This is a genomic window from Pseudomonas sediminis (genome assembly GCF_002741105.1).
Lineage (GTDB): Bacteria > Pseudomonadota > Gammaproteobacteria > Pseudomonadales > Pseudomonadaceae > Aquipseudomonas > Aquipseudomonas sediminis.
Map to the genome: position 1 here is coordinate 133,977 of NZ_NIQU01000009.1, position 19,110 is coordinate 153,086.

The following is a 19,110-nucleotide window of genomic DNA, read 5'->3' on the forward strand; positions in this document are numbered from 1 at the left end:
TTTACGCTGAGCCCTGCTGCAGGTCGAGGGTGGCTCGACCGTAGACGCCGATCTGTTCGGCCGGCTGCGGGACGCCATACAGGTAGCCCTGGAAGTGGCGACAGCCCAGGCTTAGCAAGGCATCGCGCTGTGCCTGGCTCTCTACGCCTTCGGCGATGACGCGCAACTCCAGCGCCTGCCCCAGAGCGAGAATGGTCCGCACGATGGCGGTATCGCTGGCATTGTCGAGCAGGTCGCGAACGAAGCTGCGGTCGATCTTCAACTGGTCGAGTGGCAGGCGTTTCAGGTAGCTGAGCGATGAGTAGCCGGTGCCGAAGTCGTCCAGCGAGAAGCGCACGCCGTAGGCTCTGAGCTGGCCCATTTTGTTGATTAGCGCTTCGATGTCCTGCACCAGCTGGCTCTCGGTCAGCTCCAGTTCCAGCCTGTGCGGGTTGGCTCCGGTCTTCTGTAGCGCGCTGAGCACGTCGGTGACGAAGTCCGGATGATGGAATTGGCGGGCGCTGACGTTGATCGCCACGGTCAGCTCGGCGCGCTGCGGGTCATTGGCCCACGAGGCGAGTTGCTGGCAGGCGGTTTGCAGGATCCAGCGGCCCATGGGCAGGATCAGCCCGGTGCTTTCTGCCAGCGGGATGAACTCACCAGGCGGTACCAGACCGCGCTGTGGGTGTTGCCAGCGCACCAGTGCCTCGGCGCCGAGCAGCTCACCCCGTTCATCCACCTGCGGCTGGTAGTGCAGCAGCAACTGAGCCTCGCTCAGAGCGCGGCGCAGCTCGTGCTCCAGGGTGGCGCGGGCGGCCAGTGCCTGCTGCATGCGCGGGTCGAAGAAGCACAGGGTATTGCGCCCGGCGGCCTTGGCTTCATACATCGCTAGGTCGGCGTGCTTGAGCAGCTCCTCGGGCTTGTCATGGGGTTGCGAGAACAAGGCGACACCGATGCTGGCGCTGCCGCTGTGGTTATAGCCGGGCAGCTCGAACGGGGTGGCCAGAGCGCGCAGCAGTTTTTCTGCGACATGCTCGATAGTGGCGATGGCAGCCTGAGGCTCGGGCTCGAGGTTCTCCAGGATCAATACGAATTCGTCGCCGCCGAGGCGCGACAGGCTGTCTTCGAGGCGCACCTGATTGAGCAGGCGCTCGCTGACCTGTTGCAGCAGCAGATCGCCCATGTCGTGGCCGAGGGTGTCATTGAGCTGCTTGAAATTGTCCAGATCGATGAACAGCAGCGCGCCCTCACGTCGACTGCGTGCGCTGCGGGCCAGGGCAAACTGCAGGTGTTCGAGCAGCAGGCGGCGATTGGGTAGGCCGGTGAGCGCGTCGTAATAGGCGAGTTGATGGATCTGTTCGAGGTTCTTCTTGTGCTCGGTGATGTCGGTGGAAATGCCGCACAGGGCGTAGATGCTGCCATCGGCTGCACGCAGCGGCAGCTTCACCGAAAAGTAGGTGCGCTCGTTACGGCCGTAGCGATCACGGTTGGTTTCCTCGCTCTCGATGCGCTCGCCAGCCAGTACGCGTCGGTCGTTGATGCCCAGTGCTTGCGCCGTGTCACTGTCGAAGAAGTCGACATCGCTATGGCCGATAACCTGTTCGGCGCTGCGGCCGAACAGCTCGCAGACCTTGCGATTGACGTACTGATAACGCAGTTGCGGGTCCTTGATGTAGATATGCGCCTCGACGCTGTCGAGGATGGTATTGAGGCGCGCTTCGCTGGTCTTGAGATGTCGGGTCTTGTCCGCGACCTGGCGGCGCAACAGCAGGCTGCCGCCGATGGCCAACGTCAGCAGCGCGGCGAGCAACGCCAGGCCCCACCAGAACAGGACGGGCACGCTGCGCTGCTGAGGCGCGCCACTCCAGCGCTGCAGCACCTGAAAGTAGATAGAGCCAGGCGCTGATTGCCAATTCTGCAGGTGCTGGTCGATGGCACTGAGCAGCTCGGCGTTGGCGCCCTTGCGCGTGGCGTAGAACAGCTGTGCAGGCTGGAACATGATCGGTGTCGCGCTCAGGCGGTAGTTGGCGGCGTGATAGTCACCGAACAGCTGATTGGCCACCACTGCATCGGCCTGCTCGGCAAGCACCATGGCAAAGCCCTGGCTCAGGTCGCTGAGCGGAATCATCTGCGCCTGCAGACCGAAGCTGCTGAGCAGGCTCTGCAGATACTGGAACTGAATCGAACCCTCCAACGCGGCGATACGCAGGCCGCGCAGGTCGAGCACGCTCTGCAGGCGCAGTTCTTCATGGCTGTACAGCTGTGACCAGCTGAACAGCGAAGGCACCTGATGGAAGTCCATCAGTTGTGCCCGCTCCTCGCTGAAGGCGACGTCCGGCAGCAGATCGATCTCGCCGTCCTGCAGCAGTTGCAGGCATTGCTGCCAGGCGCAGGGCAATGTCTGCAGCTGCCAGCGTTCCTCGTTGGCAATGGCCTGCAGCAGTTCACCGAGAATGCCCGAGGGCTGTGCGTTGGCATCGGCAAATATCTTTGGTTCGTTGGCGTACACGCCGACCCTGACCGTGCGTGCCTCTGCGGCGGTGCTCCAGGCGCAGCCCAGCAGGCACAGACACAGCAGCAGGTTAACGAGGTGGTGTAACGAGAGGGGCTTCATGCGCGGGGCGGCTTCCATGGGCAGAGTTCCAGCAACCTGTTCTGCAGTATGGCCGCCTATGTCGACTATGCGAGCTCAGGGCGGTGCTCAGTCGGCCCAGCCACGATAGACGTGGGTCATGGGCCTGGGCCCTTTCAGGTAGCCGGTTTCCAACTGGCGGATATGAAAGCCGCCGGCTCCAATCAGTGCGGGGATGTCTCGATCCAGATGGCAACCGCCGGCCAGCGGTTTCCACAGTGGCGTCAGGCGCTTCTGCCAGCGCACCACCGGGAGGTCCGGTGCCAGGCCGTGTTCGCAGAACAGCAGGCGCCCGCCAGGCTTGAGCACGCGGCGCATTTCACGCAGAGCAGAGACCGCATCGGGGATGGTGCACAGGGTGAAGGTGCAGACGATGTCATCGAAGCTGGCATCCGCCGCCTGAATCTGCCCCAGCTCCAGGGCGATCATCTCCACCGGTACCTGGCAACGTTCGGCGCGCTCACGGGCCAGGCGCTGCATGGCGGCGGACGGGTCGACGCCAACCACCACCTCGACCCGCTGCGGATCGCAGAAGCTCAGGTTGAGGCCGCTGCCGATGCCGATCTCCAGTACTCGGCCCTTGGCCAGTGGCACGATCTGCGAGCGCGCCTTCATCACCGCGCCCATGCCGCAGGCGAAATCGATCAGATGCGGCAGGATATGGCGGTCATAGAGGCCCATGGTTCAGGCTTCGTCCTGCCCTTCATCGTCCTCATCGTTGTCGCCGCGGTAGGCGGCGAAGCATTTGAGCGTGTGGCTGACATCGTTGCCTTCGATCAGCCAGCTGTCGTCCGCTTCGCTGTAGCGCGCGGCCTGTACCGAAGCCAGGGAGAACTTCCACAAGCGGCGCTCGCGACCATCGATGCAGTGCACCTGTAGCAGCGGTTTGGCGGCGCTGTCGCTGCCCGCCGTGCCAGCGCTGATTTGCGCCAGCAGTTCGGTGTCGAGGTCGAACTGCCAGGCATACAGACCGTCGATCTCGAGCATGTCGGCGTCTTGCAGCGCCTCGATCAGGCTTGTCGGTTTCATCGCTTTATCCACCACGTCAGCGCCCCAGGCGGCGCAGGTCGGAGGACTCTATCACGCGCACGCCGTCTTCCTCTTCCAGAGCCAGGCGCCAGAGGGCGCGGGCCAGGGCACAGGCGTCGATGCCGCGGTACTTGCCCGGCAGCCAGCGCAGCAGCGGCGCCGCCAGGCGCTCGCCGAGACGGAATTCATGACGCGCGCCGAGCAGTAGCGATGGGCGGGCGATGGTCAGTTGCGGCCAGTCCATGGCTTTCAACGCTTCCTCGGTTTCGCCCTTGATGCGGTTGTAGAACACCTTTGATCCGGCGTTGGCGCCCAGGGCGCTGATCACCACCAAGTGCCGTGCGCCGAGCTCGCGAGCGCGACGGGCGAATGCCAGCACCAGGTCATGGTCGACGGCGCGGAAGGCTTCCTGTGAGCCGGCCTGCTTGATAGTGCTGCCCAGACAACAGAAGGCGGTATCGACCTGCCCGGATAGCTGCGGCAGCAGGGCCTGCAGGTCACCTACCGGGTTTTCCAGGTGCGGGTGTGCGGCCAGGGGGCGGCGTGTCGGTGCCAGCACGCGGGCGACCGTTGGCTCGCTGAGCAGGCGGTCGAGCAGGTGTTCACCGGTGAGTCCGGTGGCGCCGGCGATAAGGATGTGCTGCGGGGTCAGGTACATGCAGTTGTCTCTTGTCCATTACAGTTCAGCTTAACAGGCTGTTGAAAAACTACCTGCGTTGGCAATGCTTCGTTTAAAACAGCCTCAAAATGCTCATTTACAACTCGTAAACTGCGCTTTTTCGGCTGTTTTTGCCTCGTCTTGCCTGCCTCGCCTACGTTTTTCAACGGCCTGTTAGTCCTTTGCCGGACCGCTGGCCACGGCACCGAGCGCACGCTCGGCCTGGCTTTGGCGCAGTTCGCGCCAGTGCTGGAGTACGCCGCGTGGCGCCCAGATCTGCGGTTCGGAAGGTTCGAAGCCGTCGCTCTGCTCACGCTCGGCGACACGTTCCTTGGCCAGTTCGAAGGCCCGTTCAAGGTTGTCGGTCTCGCCCAGCGCTTCGGCGAACAGGGCGCGACCGAAATAGGTGAAGTCGTTTTCCTCGCTGCAGCCGAAGGACACCCGGTCGGCGCGCGCGGCGGTCATCACCAGGGTCTTTTCGTCTTTCAGCGGCGGGATGAAACCGCCGGAGTAGCAGGCGGAAATCACCACCACCTTGTTGCGCTGCTTGAGCGGAGCGAGCAGGGCAGCCAGCTCGCTGGCAGGCAGGTCGGCCAGTTGCAGGCGCGGCTGGTCGAGATTGAGTTCATGACGACGCGAGCCGTGACTGGTCAGGTAAATGAAGATCAGGTCTTCCTCGCCGCTGCGTTCGGCCAGCGCTTGCAGCGCGCGGGTGAGATTCTCGCGAGTGGCCAGCGGGCGGTCGGCAAGATGGTCGCGATGGTTGACCAGGGTGATGCTGCCATAGGCACCGAAGCGCTCGCGCATCAGTCGGCTGACGTAATCGGCTTCGCGCATGAATACGCTTTGCTTGCCGTCACCGGCCATTGTCAGCGCATACAGTTCGCGTGCTGGTGTCGATGTCGGGATGGCGGCGATGGCCTGGTCGAGCAGTTGCCCCTGTTGCAGCAGGCCCAGCTCGAGGCTGTCAGGCAGGACCTGACCCTGCTCGTCGCGTACCAGGCGGCCGCTTTGCCAGGTGCCTGACTGGCGCTTGCCATCGGCCAGGGTCAGAGTGCCTTCGCCGCTGTAATCACCACCTGAAAAGTGGCCGCGGTAGGCGCTGCCGTCGGGCAGGGTGAGCAGGCCTTCGCCTTCGTACTGCCAGTCGGCGAACTCGCCAAGGTAGCGGGTGCCTTCGCCGTCGGTGTATTCGCCGGGGCCCTGCATCACGCCTTCTACGAATTCGCCGGCCCAGGTTTCGCCGCTGGCGCTTTGGTAGCGGCCCTTGCCGTGGAATTCGTCATTCTGGAAGCCGCCGCTGTAGTTGTCGCCATCGGCATTGCGGTAACTGCCCTGGCCACTGAGCAGCCCTTGCACGAACACGCCGCTGTACTGGTTGCCGTAGGCGTCGCTGCGCACGCCCTGGCCCTCTGCCTGGCCGTTGACGAACTGGCCCTGGAAGCTGCTACCGTCGGCCATCTCCAGTTTGCCCAGGCCATGGAAACGGTCGTTGAGAAATTCCCCCTGGTAGCGCTGGCCACCCTGCTCGAGCAGGCCGACGCCGCTGAAACGGTTGCGTTCGAAACCGCCTTCGTAGCGGCTACCGTCGCTGTAGGTCAGGGTGCCCTGGCCATGGAACATGCCTTCGTGAAATTCGCCCAGGTAGTGCTCGCCGCCGGGGCCCTGCCATTCGCCACTGCCTTCGAGCATGCCGTCCTTGAATTGGCCGACGAACCAGCTGCCATTGCGGTAGTCCAGCCGTCCGGGGCCCTGCAATAAGCCGTCGACTATCTCGCCGCGATACTGGCCGCCATCGGGCAGGGTGGCATTGGCCGGCAACAGCGGGCGCGCCTCATCGCAACCGGCGATCAGCAAGGACAGGCACAGCGGCAGCAAACGCAGGGCAAGGGGATTCATGACGGACGTCCAGGTCGGTGCTTTGCACGCAGTATGCCGCAAGCCTGGATGCTTGCGCTGCATAGCCGCACTCGTTACGGATGCAGGATCGCTCCTGTTCCGGCGCAGGGCGCGGGAAACAGGAGCGACTGGAGATGCCCGGGAGGGATCAGACGAAGCAGAGGGTCAGCGGCTCGGCGATGTAGGCAGGTTTCTCCTGGCCTTCGATCTCCAGTACGGCACGTGCCTTGAGCAGCCACTGGCCGGGGTTCTTCTCGTTGGCGTCGACCAGCGTCACCACCAGGCGCACCTTGGAGTTGACCTTGACCGGCTGGATGAAGCGAACGCTGTCGAGGCCGTAGTTCACTGCCATCTTCAGGCCCTGCGGCATGATCATGATCTTTTCCATCAGCATCGGCACCAGCGACAGCGACAGGAAGCCGTGGGCGATGGTGGTGCCGAAGGGGGTCAGCTTGGCCTTTTCCGGGTCGACGTGGATGAACTGGTGGTCGCCGGTGCACTCGGCGAACTGGTTGATACGCTGCTGGTCGATGGTCAGCCACTCGGACTTGCCGAGTTCCTTGCCAACATAGTCCTTGAGCTCTGCTACGGGTACTAACGGCATAGTTCCTCCTTGAGGACGCGGGTGTTTTTCTTGTGTGCGTGAAACCGTTGCGGCCTAGATCATCATGGGGGCGGCATCGGGTCAAGCCTGCCTTGGCGTGATGAATGACGCGGCATAGGCCCGCTCGACGAAGCAATACAGAGGCCAGCGGAGTGGCATCACGCCTATAATGGCCGACATGCCTTAATAGATGCCCGGAATCCCCTCCAGTAGGTCGCTGAAAAACTACCTACGTTGCCATTGCTGCGTTAAAAACAGGCTCGGAATGCTCATTTACAACTCGTAAACTGCGCTTCCTCGCCTGTTTTTGTCTTGCACTGGCCGCCTCGCCTACGTTTTTCAGCGGCCTACTCGTAAGCGGCGCTCACGGCCATCGCTCGTTTTCCGGAGACTTCAAACATGCTGCTTCGCGGCCTTTCCTGGCTGGTGCTGTGCCAGTTACTGGGTACCGTTCTCAACGTTCTGCTGCTGCCGATGTTGCCTGGCCCGATCATCGGCATGCTTTTGTTGTTCGTCTTTCTCATGCTGCGTGGCGAGGTGGGGGAACCGCTCAGCGTCGCGTCCAGCAGCCTGCTCAAATACCTACCACTGATCCTGGTGCCGCCGGCAGTGGGCGTGATGGCTTATGCCAGCGATATCGCCGCCGATTTCTGGGCTGTGGTCGGCGCGCTGGTACTGTCGTTGCTGGTGTCGCTGGCGTTCGCTGGCTGGCTGATGCAGAAATTGATCGAGCGTCAGCAGCGCCAGGAGGACGTATGAGTCCGGATTGGCAGGGCGCCTGGCAGGCATTGACCCATCACCCGCTGTTCGGCATCGGCATCACCCTGGGCGCCTACCAACTGGCCATGGCCGCCTACGAGCGAACCCGCTGGGTATTCCTGCAACCGGTACTGGTATCGATGCTCACGGTGATCGGCATCCTGCTGCTGTGCGGCCTGAGTTTCGCCGAATACCGCAACAGCGTCGCGGCGCTGACGCTGCTGCTCGGCCCGGCCACGGTGGCCCTGGCCGTGCCGCTGTACCTCAACCTGCGGCGGATTCGCCAGCTGTTCTGGCCGATCATCCTGACGTTGCTGATTGCCGGCACCTTCGCCACCGTACTCGGTGCGGGCCTGGCCTGGCTGTTCGGCGCCGAGCACATCATGCTGATGAGCATGGCGCCGAAATCGGTAACTTCGCCAATAGCCATGCTGGTGGCCGATCAGATCGGCGGCATCGCGGCCCTGGCGGCGGTGTTCGTGATGATCACCGGGGTCATAGGCGCCATCGTCGGACCGTCCATTCTGCGACTGTGCCGGGTTCATCATCCGGCGGCGCAGGGTATGGCGCTGGGCATCACCGCGCATGCCGTGGGTACGGCGCGTGCCCTGCAGGAGAGCGACGAGTGCGGCGCCTTTGCCGCGCTGGCGATGAGCCTGATGGGTGTGATCACCGCCGTGCTGTTGCCGCTGGCGATTGTCATGCTCCTGTGAGAGCCTGCCTGACCATCCCTGATGCTCCGGCAGCCTTGCGTTGATAACAGGCCGTAAACCATGAAGCTCCCGCTGTTCCCGCTCAACACCGTTCTGTTTCCCGGCTGCGTGCTCGACCTGCAGATATTCGAGGTACGCTACCTGGACATGATCAGCCGCTGCATGAAACAGGGTACGGGGTTCGGCGTGGTGTGCATCGTCGAGGGCGAAGAAGTGGGAGAAGCCGCCAGCCGTTTCGCGGCCATTGGCTGCGAGGCGTTAGTGCGCGACTTTCAGCAGCGTACCAATGGTCTGCTGGGTATTCGCGTCGAGGGCGGTCGGCGTTTTCATGTCGAGCGCGCCCAGGTTCTGCCGGATCAACTGACCGTCGCCGACGTGCAGTGGTTGGAGGAGCAACCCAACAGTCCGCTGCAGGCCGAGCACGCTGACCTGGCCGCCTTGCACGCGGCCCTGGCCGAGCATCCGCTGGTGGCGGGCCTGGATATGACGGGCGTGGTCGCCGGTCAGCAGCAACTGGCCAATCAGCTGGCCTATCTATTGCCGCTGGAGCCGGCGCAGAAACTGCAGCTACTTCAGCTCGATGATCCTGCCCTGCGCCTGGAGCAACTGCACGTCATGCTGGAAGTGCTCCAGGGCGATGTCTGAGGCGACGCCTTAATAGGAATAGCGCAGCAGTGCGGTGGACAACTGCCAGGTCGCCATGGCGCCCAGCACCGATAGGCAGGCGGGCAGGATGATCCACCACAGGCGCGCCGGTAGCGGCGGGAGCGCTTCCTGGCGCTGACACAGGGCCAGGCTCAGGCCGCATACCGCCGAGGCCAACAGAGCGCCGGCGATAATGTCGCTGGGCCAGTGCACCCCCAGGTAGACCCGCGACAAAGCGATCGCCAAGGCTGGCAGGCACGCCACTACCAGCCAGGCCAGGCGCAGGCGTGCCGATTGACCACGGCCGGCCAGCACCCCCAGCACCAGGAAAAAGGCAAAGGCTGCCGAACTGTGGCCGCTGGGAAAACTGAAGGTGGTCAGTGGCTCGCTCAGCACGTCAGGGCGCGCCCGGGCAAACCCATGCTTGAGCGTGGTATTGCCCAGCGCCGTGACCAGCAGGGTCGAGCCGGCGAAGAGCAGGTGACGCCATTGCCGTGTCAGGAACAGCAAGGTGCACAGCACTGCAGCCGCCGCAAACTGGATATGGAAGTCGCCCAGCCGGGTCAGGGTGCCGATCCATTGGTCCAGGTGCGGTTGGCGCTGTTCCTGGACCAAAGACATCAGGCCCTGATCCAGCGCATCGAGGTGCGGCCAGCCGATGATGATGGCCAACAGCAGTAACAGGCTGAGGCCACCACCGAGCAGGCTGGCCCGCGGCTTTTCCGCCAGGCTGGCTTGAATGGTCAGCAGCAGGATCACGCCGATACCGGCCAACAGTACCGCTGCTTCCGTCCAGAAACCTTCTGCCATCGGCAGGCGCAGGGCCGCGCCGGTCGCCCAGCCCGGCAACAGGTAAGCCACCGCCCAGCCGGCTGCGGCCACCAGGCTGACCAGTATGAAACGCAGCAGTGGCATGTTCAGCATGCCGGCTACCAGCGGCAGCATTGGGCGCAGCGGGCCGATGAAACGACCGACCAACAGGCTGGCCACGCCGTAATGACGGAAATAGAGTTCGGCACGCAGAATCCACTGCGGATGGTGACGCAACACCGGCAGGCGGCCGATGTTGTGCTTGAAGCGTCTGCCCAGCGCGTAGGAAATCATGTCGCCACACAGCGCTCCGGCGTAGGCCAGCAGTAGCGTCTGCCACAGCGTCAGTATCCCGCTGCCGGCGAGCAGCGCGACGCTGAACAGCAGCACCACGCCAGGCAGCACGATGCCTACCAGGGCCAGGCATTCGAGCAGGGCGATGGTAAAGATCGCCACCCCCAGCCATTGCGGGTTGCCACTCAGCCAGGTGGTCAGGTTATCCAGCCAGACGCTCATCGTTCTGCTCCTGAAACGCTCAACAATCGATAATCACGCCCTTCGACCTGTCCACGACGCAAAGGGTTGCGTGTGCAGTGACGTGCGTAGGCGGCATCAACGAAACGGTAGGGCAGGTCTTCGTCGCGGCCCTTGGGAATGCCCAGGCGCGCGCACTGGATGATCACATGGGGTCGTTCGCCGACATCTTCGACGAACAGTCGCTGCGGATCGAAACGGCGCGCATCCCAGTCCGGCACTTTCAGACCCAGCGCCTTGCAGAGCAGCGTCTGCCCGGCGCACAAACGCTCGATGGCGCGGGGTTGGTCGAGGCTGCCCGGGTTGTTGCGTTGCATCGCCGCCAGGGCATCGGGGCCGCTGATGGCATCGACCCAGGGATGTGCGGATTTGATCAGCACCGCATTACCAGGCCCGTGAGCGCTGAAGTTCAGCGAATCGCCGCCGCGCGCGTAGTACATGTAGATATGCCCGCCATCGGCGAACAGCGCCTTGCGCTTCTCTGTGTAGCCGAGCGATGCGTGGCTGCCCTTGTCGACCAGGTAGTAGGCCTCGGTCTCGATGATCCGCGCACTCAGCCACAGCGCACCGACGCGATGGCGAATGACCTTGCCGAGCAACTCGCGGGCGAGCAGCTGTGCATCGCGGTCGAAGAAGGTGTCGGGCAATGGATTGGCATCAGGCCAGGGCAAGCTGAGGGTGGGGTCGGCAGGCTTCATCTGTCGCACGGGGGCTAAGTCTCGGGCGGCGAGCATAGCAACAAGAAGCTTAAAAATGCCTGAACGTTCCAGCGCTCATGATGGCCGTGTTTGCCCCACGGCGCGTTACATCGACTACGTCTAGCATTCATCACCCGGCGGATGGGTTGCCTACCGCTTGCCAGACGCCGCTGGGCGCGGCCTTGCGAGCCCGCTATAATCAGCCCCTTTTTCCAACTGCCAGACCTCCGCCGCCATGACCGAGTCCGTGCACGACTATATGACCCGCCTGGGCCAAGCCGCCCGCCAGGCATCAAAGGTGCTCGCCCGCGCCAGTACCGCGCAGAAAAATCGCGCGCTGCACGCCGCTGCCAATGCCCTCGACGCCGCTCGCGCCGAGCTGACTGCCGCCAATGAGCTGGACCTGGCAGCCGCCCGCGCCAGCGGTCTGGAGCCGGCCATGGTCGACCGCCTGGCGCTGACGCCGGCGGTGATCGACAGCATGATCGAAGGCCTGCGCCAGGTGGCGACCCTGCCTGACCCGATTGGCGAGATTCAGGGCATGCGCTACCTGCCGTCCGGCATTCAGGTCGGCAAGATGCGCGTGCCACTGGGCGTGATCGGCATCATCTACGAGTCGCGTCCGAACGTGACCATCGATGCCGCCAGCCTGTGCCTGAAGTCCGGCAATGCCACCATCCTGCGCGGCGGCTCCGAGGCCATTCATTCCAACCAGGCAATTGCCCGCTGCATCCAGCAGGGCCTGGCCGAGGCTGACCTGCCGGCCGCTGCCGTGCAGGTGGTGGAAACCACTGATCGTGCTGCCGTCGGTGAGCTGATCACCATGCCGAAGTTCGTCGACGTGATCGTGCCGCGCGGTGGCAAGGGCCTGATCGAGCGCATCAGCCGCGATGCCAAGGTGCCGGTGATCAAGCATCTGGATGGCGTTTGCCACGTCTATATCGACGTCGCCGCTGATCTGGACAAGGCGATTCGCGTTGCCGACAACGCCAAGACCCAGCGTTATTCGCCGTGCAACGCCATGGAAACCCTGCTGGTGCACGCTGCCGTGGCGGGCAAGGTGCTGCCGCCGCTGGCCGCCATCTACCGCGACAAAGGTGTTGAGCTGCGTGGCGATGCCGCCACCCGCGAGCTGCTGGGCGGCGATGTGCTGGAAGCGAGCGAAGACGACTGGTTCGCCGAGTACAACGCGCCGATCCTGGCGATTCGCATCGTCGACTCGCTGGATGCGGCCATCGAGCACATCAACCACTACGGCTCGCAGCACACCGATTCGATCATCACCGAGAATTTCAGCGATGCGCGGCGCTTCCTCACCGAAGTGGATTCCGCTTCGGTGATGGTCAATGCCTCGACTCGCTTCGCCGATGGCTTCGAGTACGGCCTGGGTGCGGAGATCGGCATCTCCACCGACAAGCTGCACGCACGCGGCCCGGTCGGCCTGGACGGCCTGACCAGCGAGAAGTACGTGGTCTTTGGCGATGGACACATTCGCACATAAATGAACGGACTCGGCGCCCGACGCATCGGCCTGCTCGGCGGTACCTTCAACCCGGTGCATATCGGGCATCTGCGTGCCGCGCTGGAAGTGGCGGAATTCATGGCGCTGGACGAGCTGCGGTTGATCCCCAGCGCCAGGCCGCCGCACCGTGATACGCCGCAGGCGACGGCCGAGCAGCGCCTGGCCATGGTCGAACTGGCGGTCTCTGGCGAGACGCGGTTGACGGTCGATGACCGCGAGCTTCTTCGCGACAAGCCGTCGTACACGGTGGACACGCTGGAGTCGGTGCGCGCCGAGTTGGCGGTGGACGATCAGTTGTTTCTGCTGCTCGGCTGGGACGCTTTTTGCGGCCTGCCGAGTTGGCATCGTTGGCAGGAGTTGCTGCAACACTGCCATCTGCTGGTACTGCAGCGGCCGGATGCCGACAGCGAGGCGCCGGAGGCTCTGCGCGATCTGCTGGCTGCACGCAGTGTCAGCGACCCGTTGAGCCTGCAGGGTTCAGGCGGGCAAATCAGTTTCATCTGGCAGACTCCGCTGGCGATTTCCGCCACGCAGATTCGCCATTTACTGGCAACCGGCCGCTCGGCGCGATATCTGCTGCCCGATGCGGTGCTGGCCTATATCCAGGCGCACGATCTGTACCGTGCGCCCAATGCTTGAAACGCTGCGCATGTGCGCTGGCGTCCATTACACGAGGCAAATGAGTCATTTATGAGCAAGCAGAACATGCCCAGCGAAGAGCTGGTCAAGATCGCCGTGGCGGCGCTGGAAGAGATCAAGGCGACCGACATCACCGTGATCGACGTCAAGGACAAGACCAGCATCACCGACTTCATGGTGATCGCCAGCGGTAGCTCCAGCCGTCAGGTCAAATCGCTGGTGGAAAACGTGCTGGAAAAGGTCAAGGAGCAGGGCGTGCGCCCGATCGGTAGCGAAGGTCTGGACAGCGGCGAATGGGCCCTGCTCGACCTCGGCGACATCGTCGTGCACGTGATGCTGCCGACCGCGCGTCAGTTCTACGACCTCGAGCGCCTGTGGCAGGGCGCCGAGCAGAGCCGCGCGCAACATTCGGCCGAGTAAGCGTAAACCGTGCGGATCAAACTGATCGCCGTCGGTTCGCGCATGCCGCGCTGGGTCGAAGAGGGCTGGCAGGAATACGTCAAGCGTCTGCCTGCCGAATTGCCGCTGGAGCTGGTGGAGATTCCCCTCAACACCCGCGGCAAGAATGCCGACGTCGCCCGCCTGATCCGTCAGGAGGGTGAGGCCATGCTGAGCAAGGTGCAGCCCGGCGAACGTATCGTCACGCTGGAGGTCCATGGCAAGCCATGGAGCACCGAGCAACTGGCAGCGGAGCTCGATCGCTGGCGCCTCGATGCACGCAACGTCAACCTCATGGTCGGTGGCCCGGAAGGGCTGGCACCGGAGGTCTGCGCGCGTAGCGAGCAGCGCTGGTCGCTGTCGCCTCTGACGTTGCCGCATCCGCTGGTGCGTATCCTGCTCGGCGAGCAGATCTACCGAGCCTGGACCGTATTGTCCGGCCACCCGTACCACAAGTGATCAAGTAGTCATGCCGCAGCCGATTCGCCTCAAGGATCACGAAAAGGACGCTCGCCTGGTCAAGCGCCGGGTGCTCGTCGGCGGCGTGGTGATCATCCTGCTGACCTGCGTGCTGGTCATGCGCATGTACTACCTGCAGGTGATTCAGTACGAGCATCACAGCACTCTGGCAGAGAACAACCGCATCCACGTGCAGCCGCTGCCGCCGACCCGTGGGCTGATCTACGACCGAAACGGCGTGATCATCGCCGACAACCGTCCCAGCTTCAGCCTGACCGTGACCCGCGAGCGTGCCGGTGACTGGCTCAGCGTGCTCGACACAGTGGTCGAGGTGCTGGAACTTAGCGAGGACGAGCGCGCGTTGTTCGAGCGCCGCGTGCGCCAGGGGCGGCGTCCGTTCGAACCGGTACCGATCCTGTTCGAGCTGAGCGAGGAGCAGATTGCCCGCATCGCGGTCAACCAGTTCCGTCTGCCCGGCGTCGAGGTGGCTGCGCAGCTGGTGCGGCATTACCCGCAGCAGGAGCACTTCGCTCATTCGGTCGGCTATGTCGGGCGCATCAACGAGCAGGAACTCAAGCGCCTCGATCCTACCGACTATGCCGGCACGCACCATATCGGCAAGACCGGTATCGAGCGTTTCTACGAGGACGAGCTGCACGGCGAGGTCGGCTATGAGGAGGTCGAGACCAATGCCCGTGGCCGCGTATTGCGTGTACTCAACCGCGTCGATCCGAAACCGGGCAAGGACATCGTGCTCAGCCTCGACGTGCACCTGCAGGAGGCAGCTGAGAACGCCCTGGGCGGTCGACGTGGAGCCGTGGTAGCCATCGATCCGAACAATGGCGAAGTGCTGGCGATGGTCAGCCAGCCCAGCTTCGACCCCAACCCCTTCGTCACCGGTATCAGCTTCAAGGCCTATGGTGAACTGCGCGACTCCATCGATCAGCCGCTGTACAACCGGGTGCTGCGCGGCCTCTATCCGCCAGGCTCGACGATCAAACCGATGGTTGCTGTGGCCGGTCTCGATGCCGGTGTGGTCACGCCTACTTCGCGGGTGTTCGACCCAGGCTTCTATCAGTTGCCCAACCACAGCCACAAATACCGTAACTGGAACCGTACTGGTGATGGCTGGGTCGATCTCAATCTGGCCATCGCTCGCTCCAACGACACCTATTTTTACGATCTGGCGCACAAGATGGGCGTCGATCGCATGCACGATTACATGAGCCGCTTCGGCCTTGGGCGGCGTGTTTCGCTGGATATGTTCGAGGAGACCGCCGGCCTGATGCCTTCGCGCGACTGGAAACGGGCACGTTATCGTCAACCCTGGTATCCGGGCGAGACGCTGATTCTCGGTATCGGTCAGGGCTACATGCAGACCACGCCGCTGCAACTGGCGCAGGCCACCGCATTGATGGCCACGCGCGGCAAGTGGATTCGTCCGCACCTGGCCAAGAGCGTCGATGGCCGCCTGCCGTCAGACCCCAATCCGATTGCGGATATCGTCCTGCGTGATCCCAAGTTCTGGGATTACGGCATTCGCGGCATGGAAGAGGTGTTGCACGGCCCTCGCGGTACCGCGCGCAAGGTTGGTGACAGTTCGGTCTATCGTATCGCTGGCAAGAGCGGTACGGCGCAGGTGGTGGCGATCAAGCAGGGTGAGAAGTACGATCGTAACAAGGTACAGGAGCGCCACCGCGACCACGCGCTGTTCATCGGTTTTGCACCGGCGAACAACCCGCAGATCGCCGTCGCGGTCATGGTGGAGAATGGTGAGTCCGGCTCCGGTGTTGCCGCGCCCGTGGTCAAGCAGGTGATGGATGCCTGGCTGCTGGATAAGGAAACCGGCCAGCTCAAGGCCAAGTTCGCGTTGCCCAAGCCTGCCGAGGTCAGTCAGCGATGATCAGCAATTTCGACCGTACCCTGTCCGACGAGGACGTGCTGCGTCGTCGCGCCAGCCTGCTGCAGCGCATGCACATCGATGGCTGGTTGCTGCTGCTGTTGCTGATTCTCGGCACTGGCAGCCTGTTCATTCTGTATTCGGCCAGTGGCAAGAACATCGACCTGCTGCTCAAGCAGGCGTCGTCCTTTGGCATTGGCATGCTCGCAGTGGTGGTGATTGCCCAGTTCGACCCGCGCTTCATGGCGCGTTGGGTGCCTCTTGCCTACGTGATAGGCGTCGCTTTGCTGATGGTAGTGGAGGTCATGGGTCATACCGCGATGGGTGCGACGCGCTGGATCAATATCCCCGGGGTGATCCGCTTCCAGCCGTCGGAACTGATGAAGATCATCATGCCGATGACCATCGCCTGGTACCTGTCGCGGCACAACCTGCCGCCGCGCTTCAAGCACATCGTCATCAGCCTGGCGATGATCGGTGTGCCCTTCGTACTGATCGTCAAACAACCCGACCTGGGCACCTCGTTGCTGATCCTCGCCTCGGGTGCTTTCGTGGTGTTCATGGCCGGCCTGCAGTGGCGCTGGATCATTGGCGCCGCCGCTGCCGTGGTGCCGGTCGCGGTGGGCATGTGGTACTTCGTCATGCATGACTACCAGAAACGCCGCGTGCTGACCTTCCTCAACCCGGAGAGCGACCCGCTGGGCGCGGGCTGGAACATTATCCAGTCCAAGGCCGCCATCGGTTCCGGCGGTGTATTGGGCAAGGGCTGGTTGCTGGGTACTCAGTCGCACCTGGATTTTTTGCCGGAAAGCCACACGGACTTTATCATTGCCGTGCTCGCGGAGGAGTTCGGCCTGGTCGGCGTCTGTCTGTTGCTATTGCTCTATCTGCTGCTGTTGGCGCGCGGCCTGGTGATCACCGCTCAGGCGCAGACGCTGTTCGGCAAGCTGCTGGCCGGGGCGCTGACCATGACCTTCTTCGTCTACGTATTCGTCAACATCGGCATGGTCAGCGGGCTGCTGCCGGTGGTTGGGGTTCCGCTGCCCTTCATTAGTTACGGCGGAACCCATCTGGTCACGCTGTTGTCAGGCTTCGGGATATTGATGGCGATCCACACCCACAGAAAGTGGATCGCTCAGGTTTGATTTGGGGGTTATGGGTTAATGCATTCTCTGCGTAGTTGGGCTGCTCGTACGTTGATGGGAGTCGGTATCGCCGGCGTGTTCGGCACTGGCGCTCAGGCGCTGGCGGCCGATTACGACGGCTCGCCGCAGGTGGCCGAGTTCATCGAGGAAATGACCCGCGACTATGGCTTTGCCAGTGAGCAACTGGTCAGTCTGTTCACCGAGGTCGAGCGTAAGCAGGCGATCCTCGATGCCATTTCGCGTCCGGCCGAGAAGGTCAAACCCTGGAAGGACTATCGCCCGATTTTCATCACCGACAAGCGCATCGCTCAGGGTGTGGAATTCTGGAACAAGAACCAGGCTGCGCTGGAAAAGGCCGAGGCCGAGTACGGTGTGCCGCCGCAGTTCATCGTCGCCATCATCGGCGTGGAAACCTTCTACGGCGGCAATACCGGCAGCTGGCGGGTAATGGATGCGCTGTCGACCCTGGCCTTCGATTACCCGCCGCGCGCGCCGTTCTTCCGCAAGGAATTGCGCGAGTTTCTGCTGTTGACTCGTGAGGAACAGGTCGACCCGATCAGCCTCAAGGGCTCTTACGCCGGTGCCATGGGCTTGCCGCAGTTCATGCCGAGCAGCTTCCGTGCTTACGCCGTGGACTTCGACGGCGACGGCCATATCAACATCTGGAGCAACCCGACCGATGCCATCGGCAGTGTTGCCAGCTATTTCAAGCGTCACGGCTGGCAGGCCGGCGGTCAGGTCGCCAGTCGCGTCGAGGCCAGCGGTGCTCGCGTCGACGAAGGCCTGACCCAGGGCCTGGACCCGGTGAAGAGCGTCGCCGAACTGCGCGCGCTGGGCTGGAAGAGCCAGGACAAACTGGCAGAAGACCTGCCGGTGACCGCATTCCGTCTGGAAGGCGCGCAAGGCGACGAATACTGGTTCGGTTTGCCCAACTTCTACACCATCACCCGCTACAATCGCAGCGTGATGTATGCCATGGCAGTCAACCAACTGGCCGAACTGCTGGTCGAAACGCGGGGTAATCGATGAGTGCGTCCAAACTGCTGCCGCTGGCAGCCTGCGTAACGGCAGCGCTGTTGCTGGTGAGCTGCTCCTCCAATCGGGCACCGCAGCCCGCGGTGGTGCCCGGTCAGTCGGCCGGTATCTCTGGCCCGGATGATTTCAACCGGCCACACAGGGATGGCGCACCCTGGTGGGACGTCGATGTCTCGAAGATTCAGGACGCCATCCCCATGCCACATTACGGGCCGGTCAAAGCCAGCCCTTATGTGGTATTCGGCAAGCAGTACTACCCGATTCAGGACGCCCGTCGCTACCAGGCGACAGGGCCTGCTTCCTGGTACGGCACCAAATTCCATGGCCAGGCCACTGCCAACGGCGAAACCTACGATCTGTACGGCATGACCGCAGCGCACAAGACATTGCCACTGCCCAGTTACGTGCGCGTGACCAACCTGGAGAACGGCAAGGTGGTGATCTTGCGGGTCAATGACCGTGGGCCGTTCTACTCCGACCGCATTATCGATCTGTCCTTCGCTGCCGCGAAGAAGCTCGGCTATGCCGAGAAGGGCACTGCGCGGGTCAAGGTCGAAGGTATCGACCCGCACGAGTGGTGGGCGCAGCAGGGTCGTCCGGTGCCATTGGTGCTGGCCAACAATCAGCCGGCCAAGGCTGCTGTGGCTCAACCCGTCGCGCAGCCCGTGCCGCAGGTCGTCGAGCAGTACGCGCCGCCGCCCGCACAGCACGCCGCTGCGGTGGTGCCCGTGCAGATCGACGCAAAAAAAAACGATTCACTCGGAGCCTCTGGCCTGTATCTCCAGGTGGGAGCCTTCGCCAATCCGGACGCTGCGGAGCTGCTCAAGTCCAAGCTGAGCCAGACCAGCAGTGTGCCGGTGTTCATCAGCTCAGTGGTGCGCGACCAGCAGATTCTGCATCGGGTGCGCATGGGGCCGATCAGCAACCAGGGCGAGGCTGAGCAGCTGCAGAGCAGTGTGCGCCTGGCCAACCTGGGGCAGCCCACGCTAGTGCGTGCCGACTGATGGCAACT

19 protein-coding genes are annotated in these 19,110 nt (G+C 63.2%); 11 read left to right on the forward strand and 8 right to left on the reverse strand.

Features of this window, described 5'->3' with window-relative positions; genetic code table 11:
• Position 1: 1 nt before the first annotated feature.
• From CDO35_RS19900 to CDO35_RS19930, 6 genes are all read right to left on the reverse strand, one after another.
• Complete coding sequence (locus CDO35_RS19900) at positions 2-2,611, reverse strand: EAL domain-containing protein (protein ID WP_208019978.1); 2,610 nt, start codon at positions 2,609-2,611, stop codon at positions 2-4.
• 69 nt (positions 2,612-2,680) lie between these two features.
• Positions 2,681-3,292, reverse strand: coding sequence for a class I SAM-dependent methyltransferase (locus tag CDO35_RS19905; RefSeq protein ID WP_099526349.1), 612 nt, complete (start codon positions 3,290-3,292; stop codon positions 2,681-2,683).
• 3 nt (positions 3,293-3,295) lie between these two features.
• A complete protein-coding gene (locus CDO35_RS19910; RefSeq protein WP_099526350.1) occupies positions 3,296-3,640 on the reverse strand; it encodes a DUF5629 family protein in 345 nt (114 codons plus the stop codon).
• Between the two features lie 16 nt (positions 3,641-3,656).
• Positions 3,657-4,298 carry an oxidoreductase gene (locus CDO35_RS19915; RefSeq protein WP_099526351.1) on the reverse strand — a complete coding sequence of 214 codons (642 nt, stop codon included), beginning with the start codon at positions 4,296-4,298 and terminating at the stop codon, positions 3,657-3,659.
• Positions 4,299-4,472: 174 nt separating this feature from the next.
• The gene (locus tag CDO35_RS19925) at positions 4,473-6,197 is read right to left on the reverse strand and encodes a C13 family peptidase (RefSeq protein ID WP_099526353.1); all 1,725 of its coding nucleotides are present in this window, start codon (positions 6,195-6,197) and stop codon (positions 4,473-4,475) included.
• A gap of 148 nt (positions 6,198-6,345) precedes the next feature.
• Positions 6,346-6,801 carry a MaoC family dehydratase gene (locus tag CDO35_RS19930; protein WP_099526354.1) on the reverse strand — a complete coding sequence of 152 codons (456 nt, stop codon included), beginning with the start codon at positions 6,799-6,801 and terminating at the stop codon, positions 6,346-6,348.
• 399 nt (positions 6,802-7,200) lie between these two features.
• Between CDO35_RS19930 and CDO35_RS19935 the strand changes: the two genes are divergently transcribed.
• Genes CDO35_RS19935 through CDO35_RS19945 form a run of 3 tightly spaced genes read left to right on the forward strand, consistent with a single transcriptional unit; the run spans position 7,201 to position 8,918 of the window.
• On the forward strand, positions 7,201-7,560 hold the full coding sequence (locus CDO35_RS19935; protein WP_099526355.1) for a CidA/LrgA family protein: 360 nt from the start codon (positions 7,201-7,203) through the stop codon (positions 7,558-7,560).
• Positions 7,557-8,273, forward strand: coding sequence for an LrgB family protein (locus CDO35_RS19940; protein ID WP_099526356.1), 717 nt, complete (start codon positions 7,557-7,559; stop codon positions 8,271-8,273). The genes CDO35_RS19935 and CDO35_RS19940 overlap by 4 nt, the downstream gene beginning before the upstream one ends.
• Before the next feature lie 60 nt (positions 8,274-8,333).
• Positions 8,334-8,918 (forward strand): LON peptidase substrate-binding domain-containing protein, encoded by a 585-nt coding sequence (locus tag CDO35_RS19945; RefSeq protein WP_099526357.1) that lies wholly within the window; start codon positions 8,334-8,336, stop codon positions 8,916-8,918.
• A 9-nt stretch (positions 8,919-8,927) separates the two neighbouring features.
• Here the strand turns inward: CDO35_RS19945 and CDO35_RS19950 are convergent, their stop codons facing one another.
• Complete coding sequence (locus tag CDO35_RS19950; protein ID WP_099526358.1) at positions 8,928-10,244, reverse strand: bifunctional DedA family/phosphatase PAP2 family protein; 1,317 nt, start codon at positions 10,242-10,244, stop codon at positions 8,928-8,930.
• The gene (locus tag CDO35_RS19955) at positions 10,241-10,960 is read right to left on the reverse strand and encodes a DNA-3-methyladenine glycosylase (RefSeq protein ID WP_099526359.1); all 720 of its coding nucleotides are present in this window, start codon (positions 10,958-10,960) and stop codon (positions 10,241-10,243) included. The genes CDO35_RS19950 and CDO35_RS19955 overlap by 4 nt, the downstream gene beginning before the upstream one ends.
• 235 nt (positions 10,961-11,195) lie before the next feature.
• On the opposite strand from CDO35_RS19955, the gene CDO35_RS19960 reads away from it, so the two are divergent.
• From CDO35_RS19960 to CDO35_RS19995, 8 genes are all read left to right on the forward strand, one after another.
• Positions 11,196-12,461, forward strand: a complete 1,266-nt coding sequence (locus CDO35_RS19960; protein WP_099526360.1) for a glutamate-5-semialdehyde dehydrogenase — start codon at positions 11,196-11,198, stop codon at positions 12,459-12,461.
• A complete protein-coding gene (nadD, locus tag CDO35_RS19965; protein ID WP_099526361.1) occupies positions 12,462-13,121 on the forward strand; it encodes a nicotinate-nucleotide adenylyltransferase in 660 nt (219 codons plus the stop codon).
• A 66-nt stretch (positions 13,122-13,187) separates the two neighbouring features.
• The gene (gene rsfS / locus CDO35_RS19970; protein WP_003240193.1) at positions 13,188-13,541 is read left to right on the forward strand and encodes a ribosome silencing factor; all 354 of its coding nucleotides are present in this window, start codon (positions 13,188-13,190) and stop codon (positions 13,539-13,541) included.
• Positions 13,542-13,550: 9 nt separating this feature from the next.
• Entirely contained in the window at positions 13,551-14,018 is a 468-nt protein-coding gene (gene rlmH / locus CDO35_RS19975; protein ID WP_013717179.1) for a 23S rRNA (pseudouridine(1915)-N(3))-methyltransferase RlmH, read from the forward strand.
• 10 nt (positions 14,019-14,028) lie between these two features.
• Positions 14,029-15,921, forward strand: coding sequence for a penicillin-binding protein 2 (gene mrdA / locus CDO35_RS19980; protein WP_099526362.1), 1,893 nt, complete (start codon positions 14,029-14,031; stop codon positions 15,919-15,921).
• Between the two features lie 38 nt (positions 15,922-15,959).
• A complete protein-coding gene (gene rodA / locus CDO35_RS19985) occupies positions 15,960-17,063 on the forward strand; it encodes a rod shape-determining protein RodA (RefSeq protein ID WP_177429648.1) in 1,104 nt (367 codons plus the stop codon).
• An 18-nt stretch (positions 17,064-17,081) separates the two neighbouring features.
• A complete protein-coding gene (mltB, locus tag CDO35_RS19990) occupies positions 17,082-18,092 on the forward strand; it encodes a lytic murein transglycosylase B (protein ID WP_099526364.1) in 1,011 nt (336 codons plus the stop codon).
• Positions 18,089-19,102, forward strand: coding sequence for a septal ring lytic transglycosylase RlpA family protein (locus CDO35_RS19995; RefSeq protein WP_099526365.1), 1,014 nt, complete (start codon positions 18,089-18,091; stop codon positions 19,100-19,102). The genes mltB and CDO35_RS19995 overlap by 4 nt, the downstream gene beginning before the upstream one ends.
• Positions 19,103-19,110 lie beyond the last annotated feature (8 nt).

What these genes read in the sequence shown, in the direction of transcription:
- CDO35_RS19900 (WP_208019978.1), bottom strand. Translation starts at nt 2,611, where the DNA reads ATGGAAGCCGCCCCGCGCATGAAGCCCCTCTCGTTACACCACCTCGTT.
- CDO35_RS19905 (WP_099526349.1), bottom strand. Translation starts at nt 3,292, where the DNA reads ATGGGCCTCTATGACCGCCATATCCTGCCGCATCTGATCGATTTCGCC.
- CDO35_RS19910 (WP_099526350.1), bottom strand. Translation starts at nt 3,640, where the DNA reads ATGAAACCGACAAGCCTGATCGAGGCGCTGCAAGACGCCGACATGCTC.
- CDO35_RS19915 (WP_099526351.1), bottom strand. Translation starts at nt 4,298, where the DNA reads ATGTACCTGACCCCGCAGCACATCCTTATCGCCGGCGCCACCGGACTC.
- CDO35_RS19925 (WP_099526353.1), bottom strand. Translation starts at nt 6,197, where the DNA reads ATGAATCCCCTTGCCCTGCGTTTGCTGCCGCTGTGCCTGTCCTTGCTG.
- CDO35_RS19930 (WP_099526354.1), bottom strand. Translation starts at nt 6,801, where the DNA reads ATGCCGTTAGTACCCGTAGCAGAGCTCAAGGACTATGTTGGCAAGGAA.
- CDO35_RS19935 (WP_099526355.1), top strand. Translation starts at nt 7,201, where the DNA reads ATGCTGCTTCGCGGCCTTTCCTGGCTGGTGCTGTGCCAGTTACTGGGT.
- CDO35_RS19940 (WP_099526356.1), top strand. Translation starts at nt 7,557, where the DNA reads ATGAGTCCGGATTGGCAGGGCGCCTGGCAGGCATTGACCCATCACCCG.
- CDO35_RS19945 (WP_099526357.1), top strand. Translation starts at nt 8,334, where the DNA reads ATGAAGCTCCCGCTGTTCCCGCTCAACACCGTTCTGTTTCCCGGCTGC.
- CDO35_RS19950 (WP_099526358.1), bottom strand. Translation starts at nt 10,244, where the DNA reads ATGAGCGTCTGGCTGGATAACCTGACCACCTGGCTGAGTGGCAACCCG.
- CDO35_RS19955 (WP_099526359.1), bottom strand. Translation starts at nt 10,960, where the DNA reads ATGAAGCCTGCCGACCCCACCCTCAGCTTGCCCTGGCCTGATGCCAAT.
- CDO35_RS19960 (WP_099526360.1), top strand. Translation starts at nt 11,196, where the DNA reads ATGACCGAGTCCGTGCACGACTATATGACCCGCCTGGGCCAAGCCGCC.
- nadD (WP_099526361.1), top strand. Translation starts at nt 12,462, where the DNA reads ATGAACGGACTCGGCGCCCGACGCATCGGCCTGCTCGGCGGTACCTTC.
- rsfS (WP_003240193.1), top strand. Translation starts at nt 13,188, where the DNA reads ATGCCCAGCGAAGAGCTGGTCAAGATCGCCGTGGCGGCGCTGGAAGAG.
- mrdA (WP_099526362.1), top strand. Translation starts at nt 14,029, where the DNA reads ATGCCGCAGCCGATTCGCCTCAAGGATCACGAAAAGGACGCTCGCCTG.
- mltB (WP_099526364.1), top strand. Translation starts at nt 17,082, where the DNA reads ATGCATTCTCTGCGTAGTTGGGCTGCTCGTACGTTGATGGGAGTCGGT.
- CDO35_RS19995 (WP_099526365.1), top strand. Translation starts at nt 18,089, where the DNA reads ATGAGTGCGTCCAAACTGCTGCCGCTGGCAGCCTGCGTAACGGCAGCG.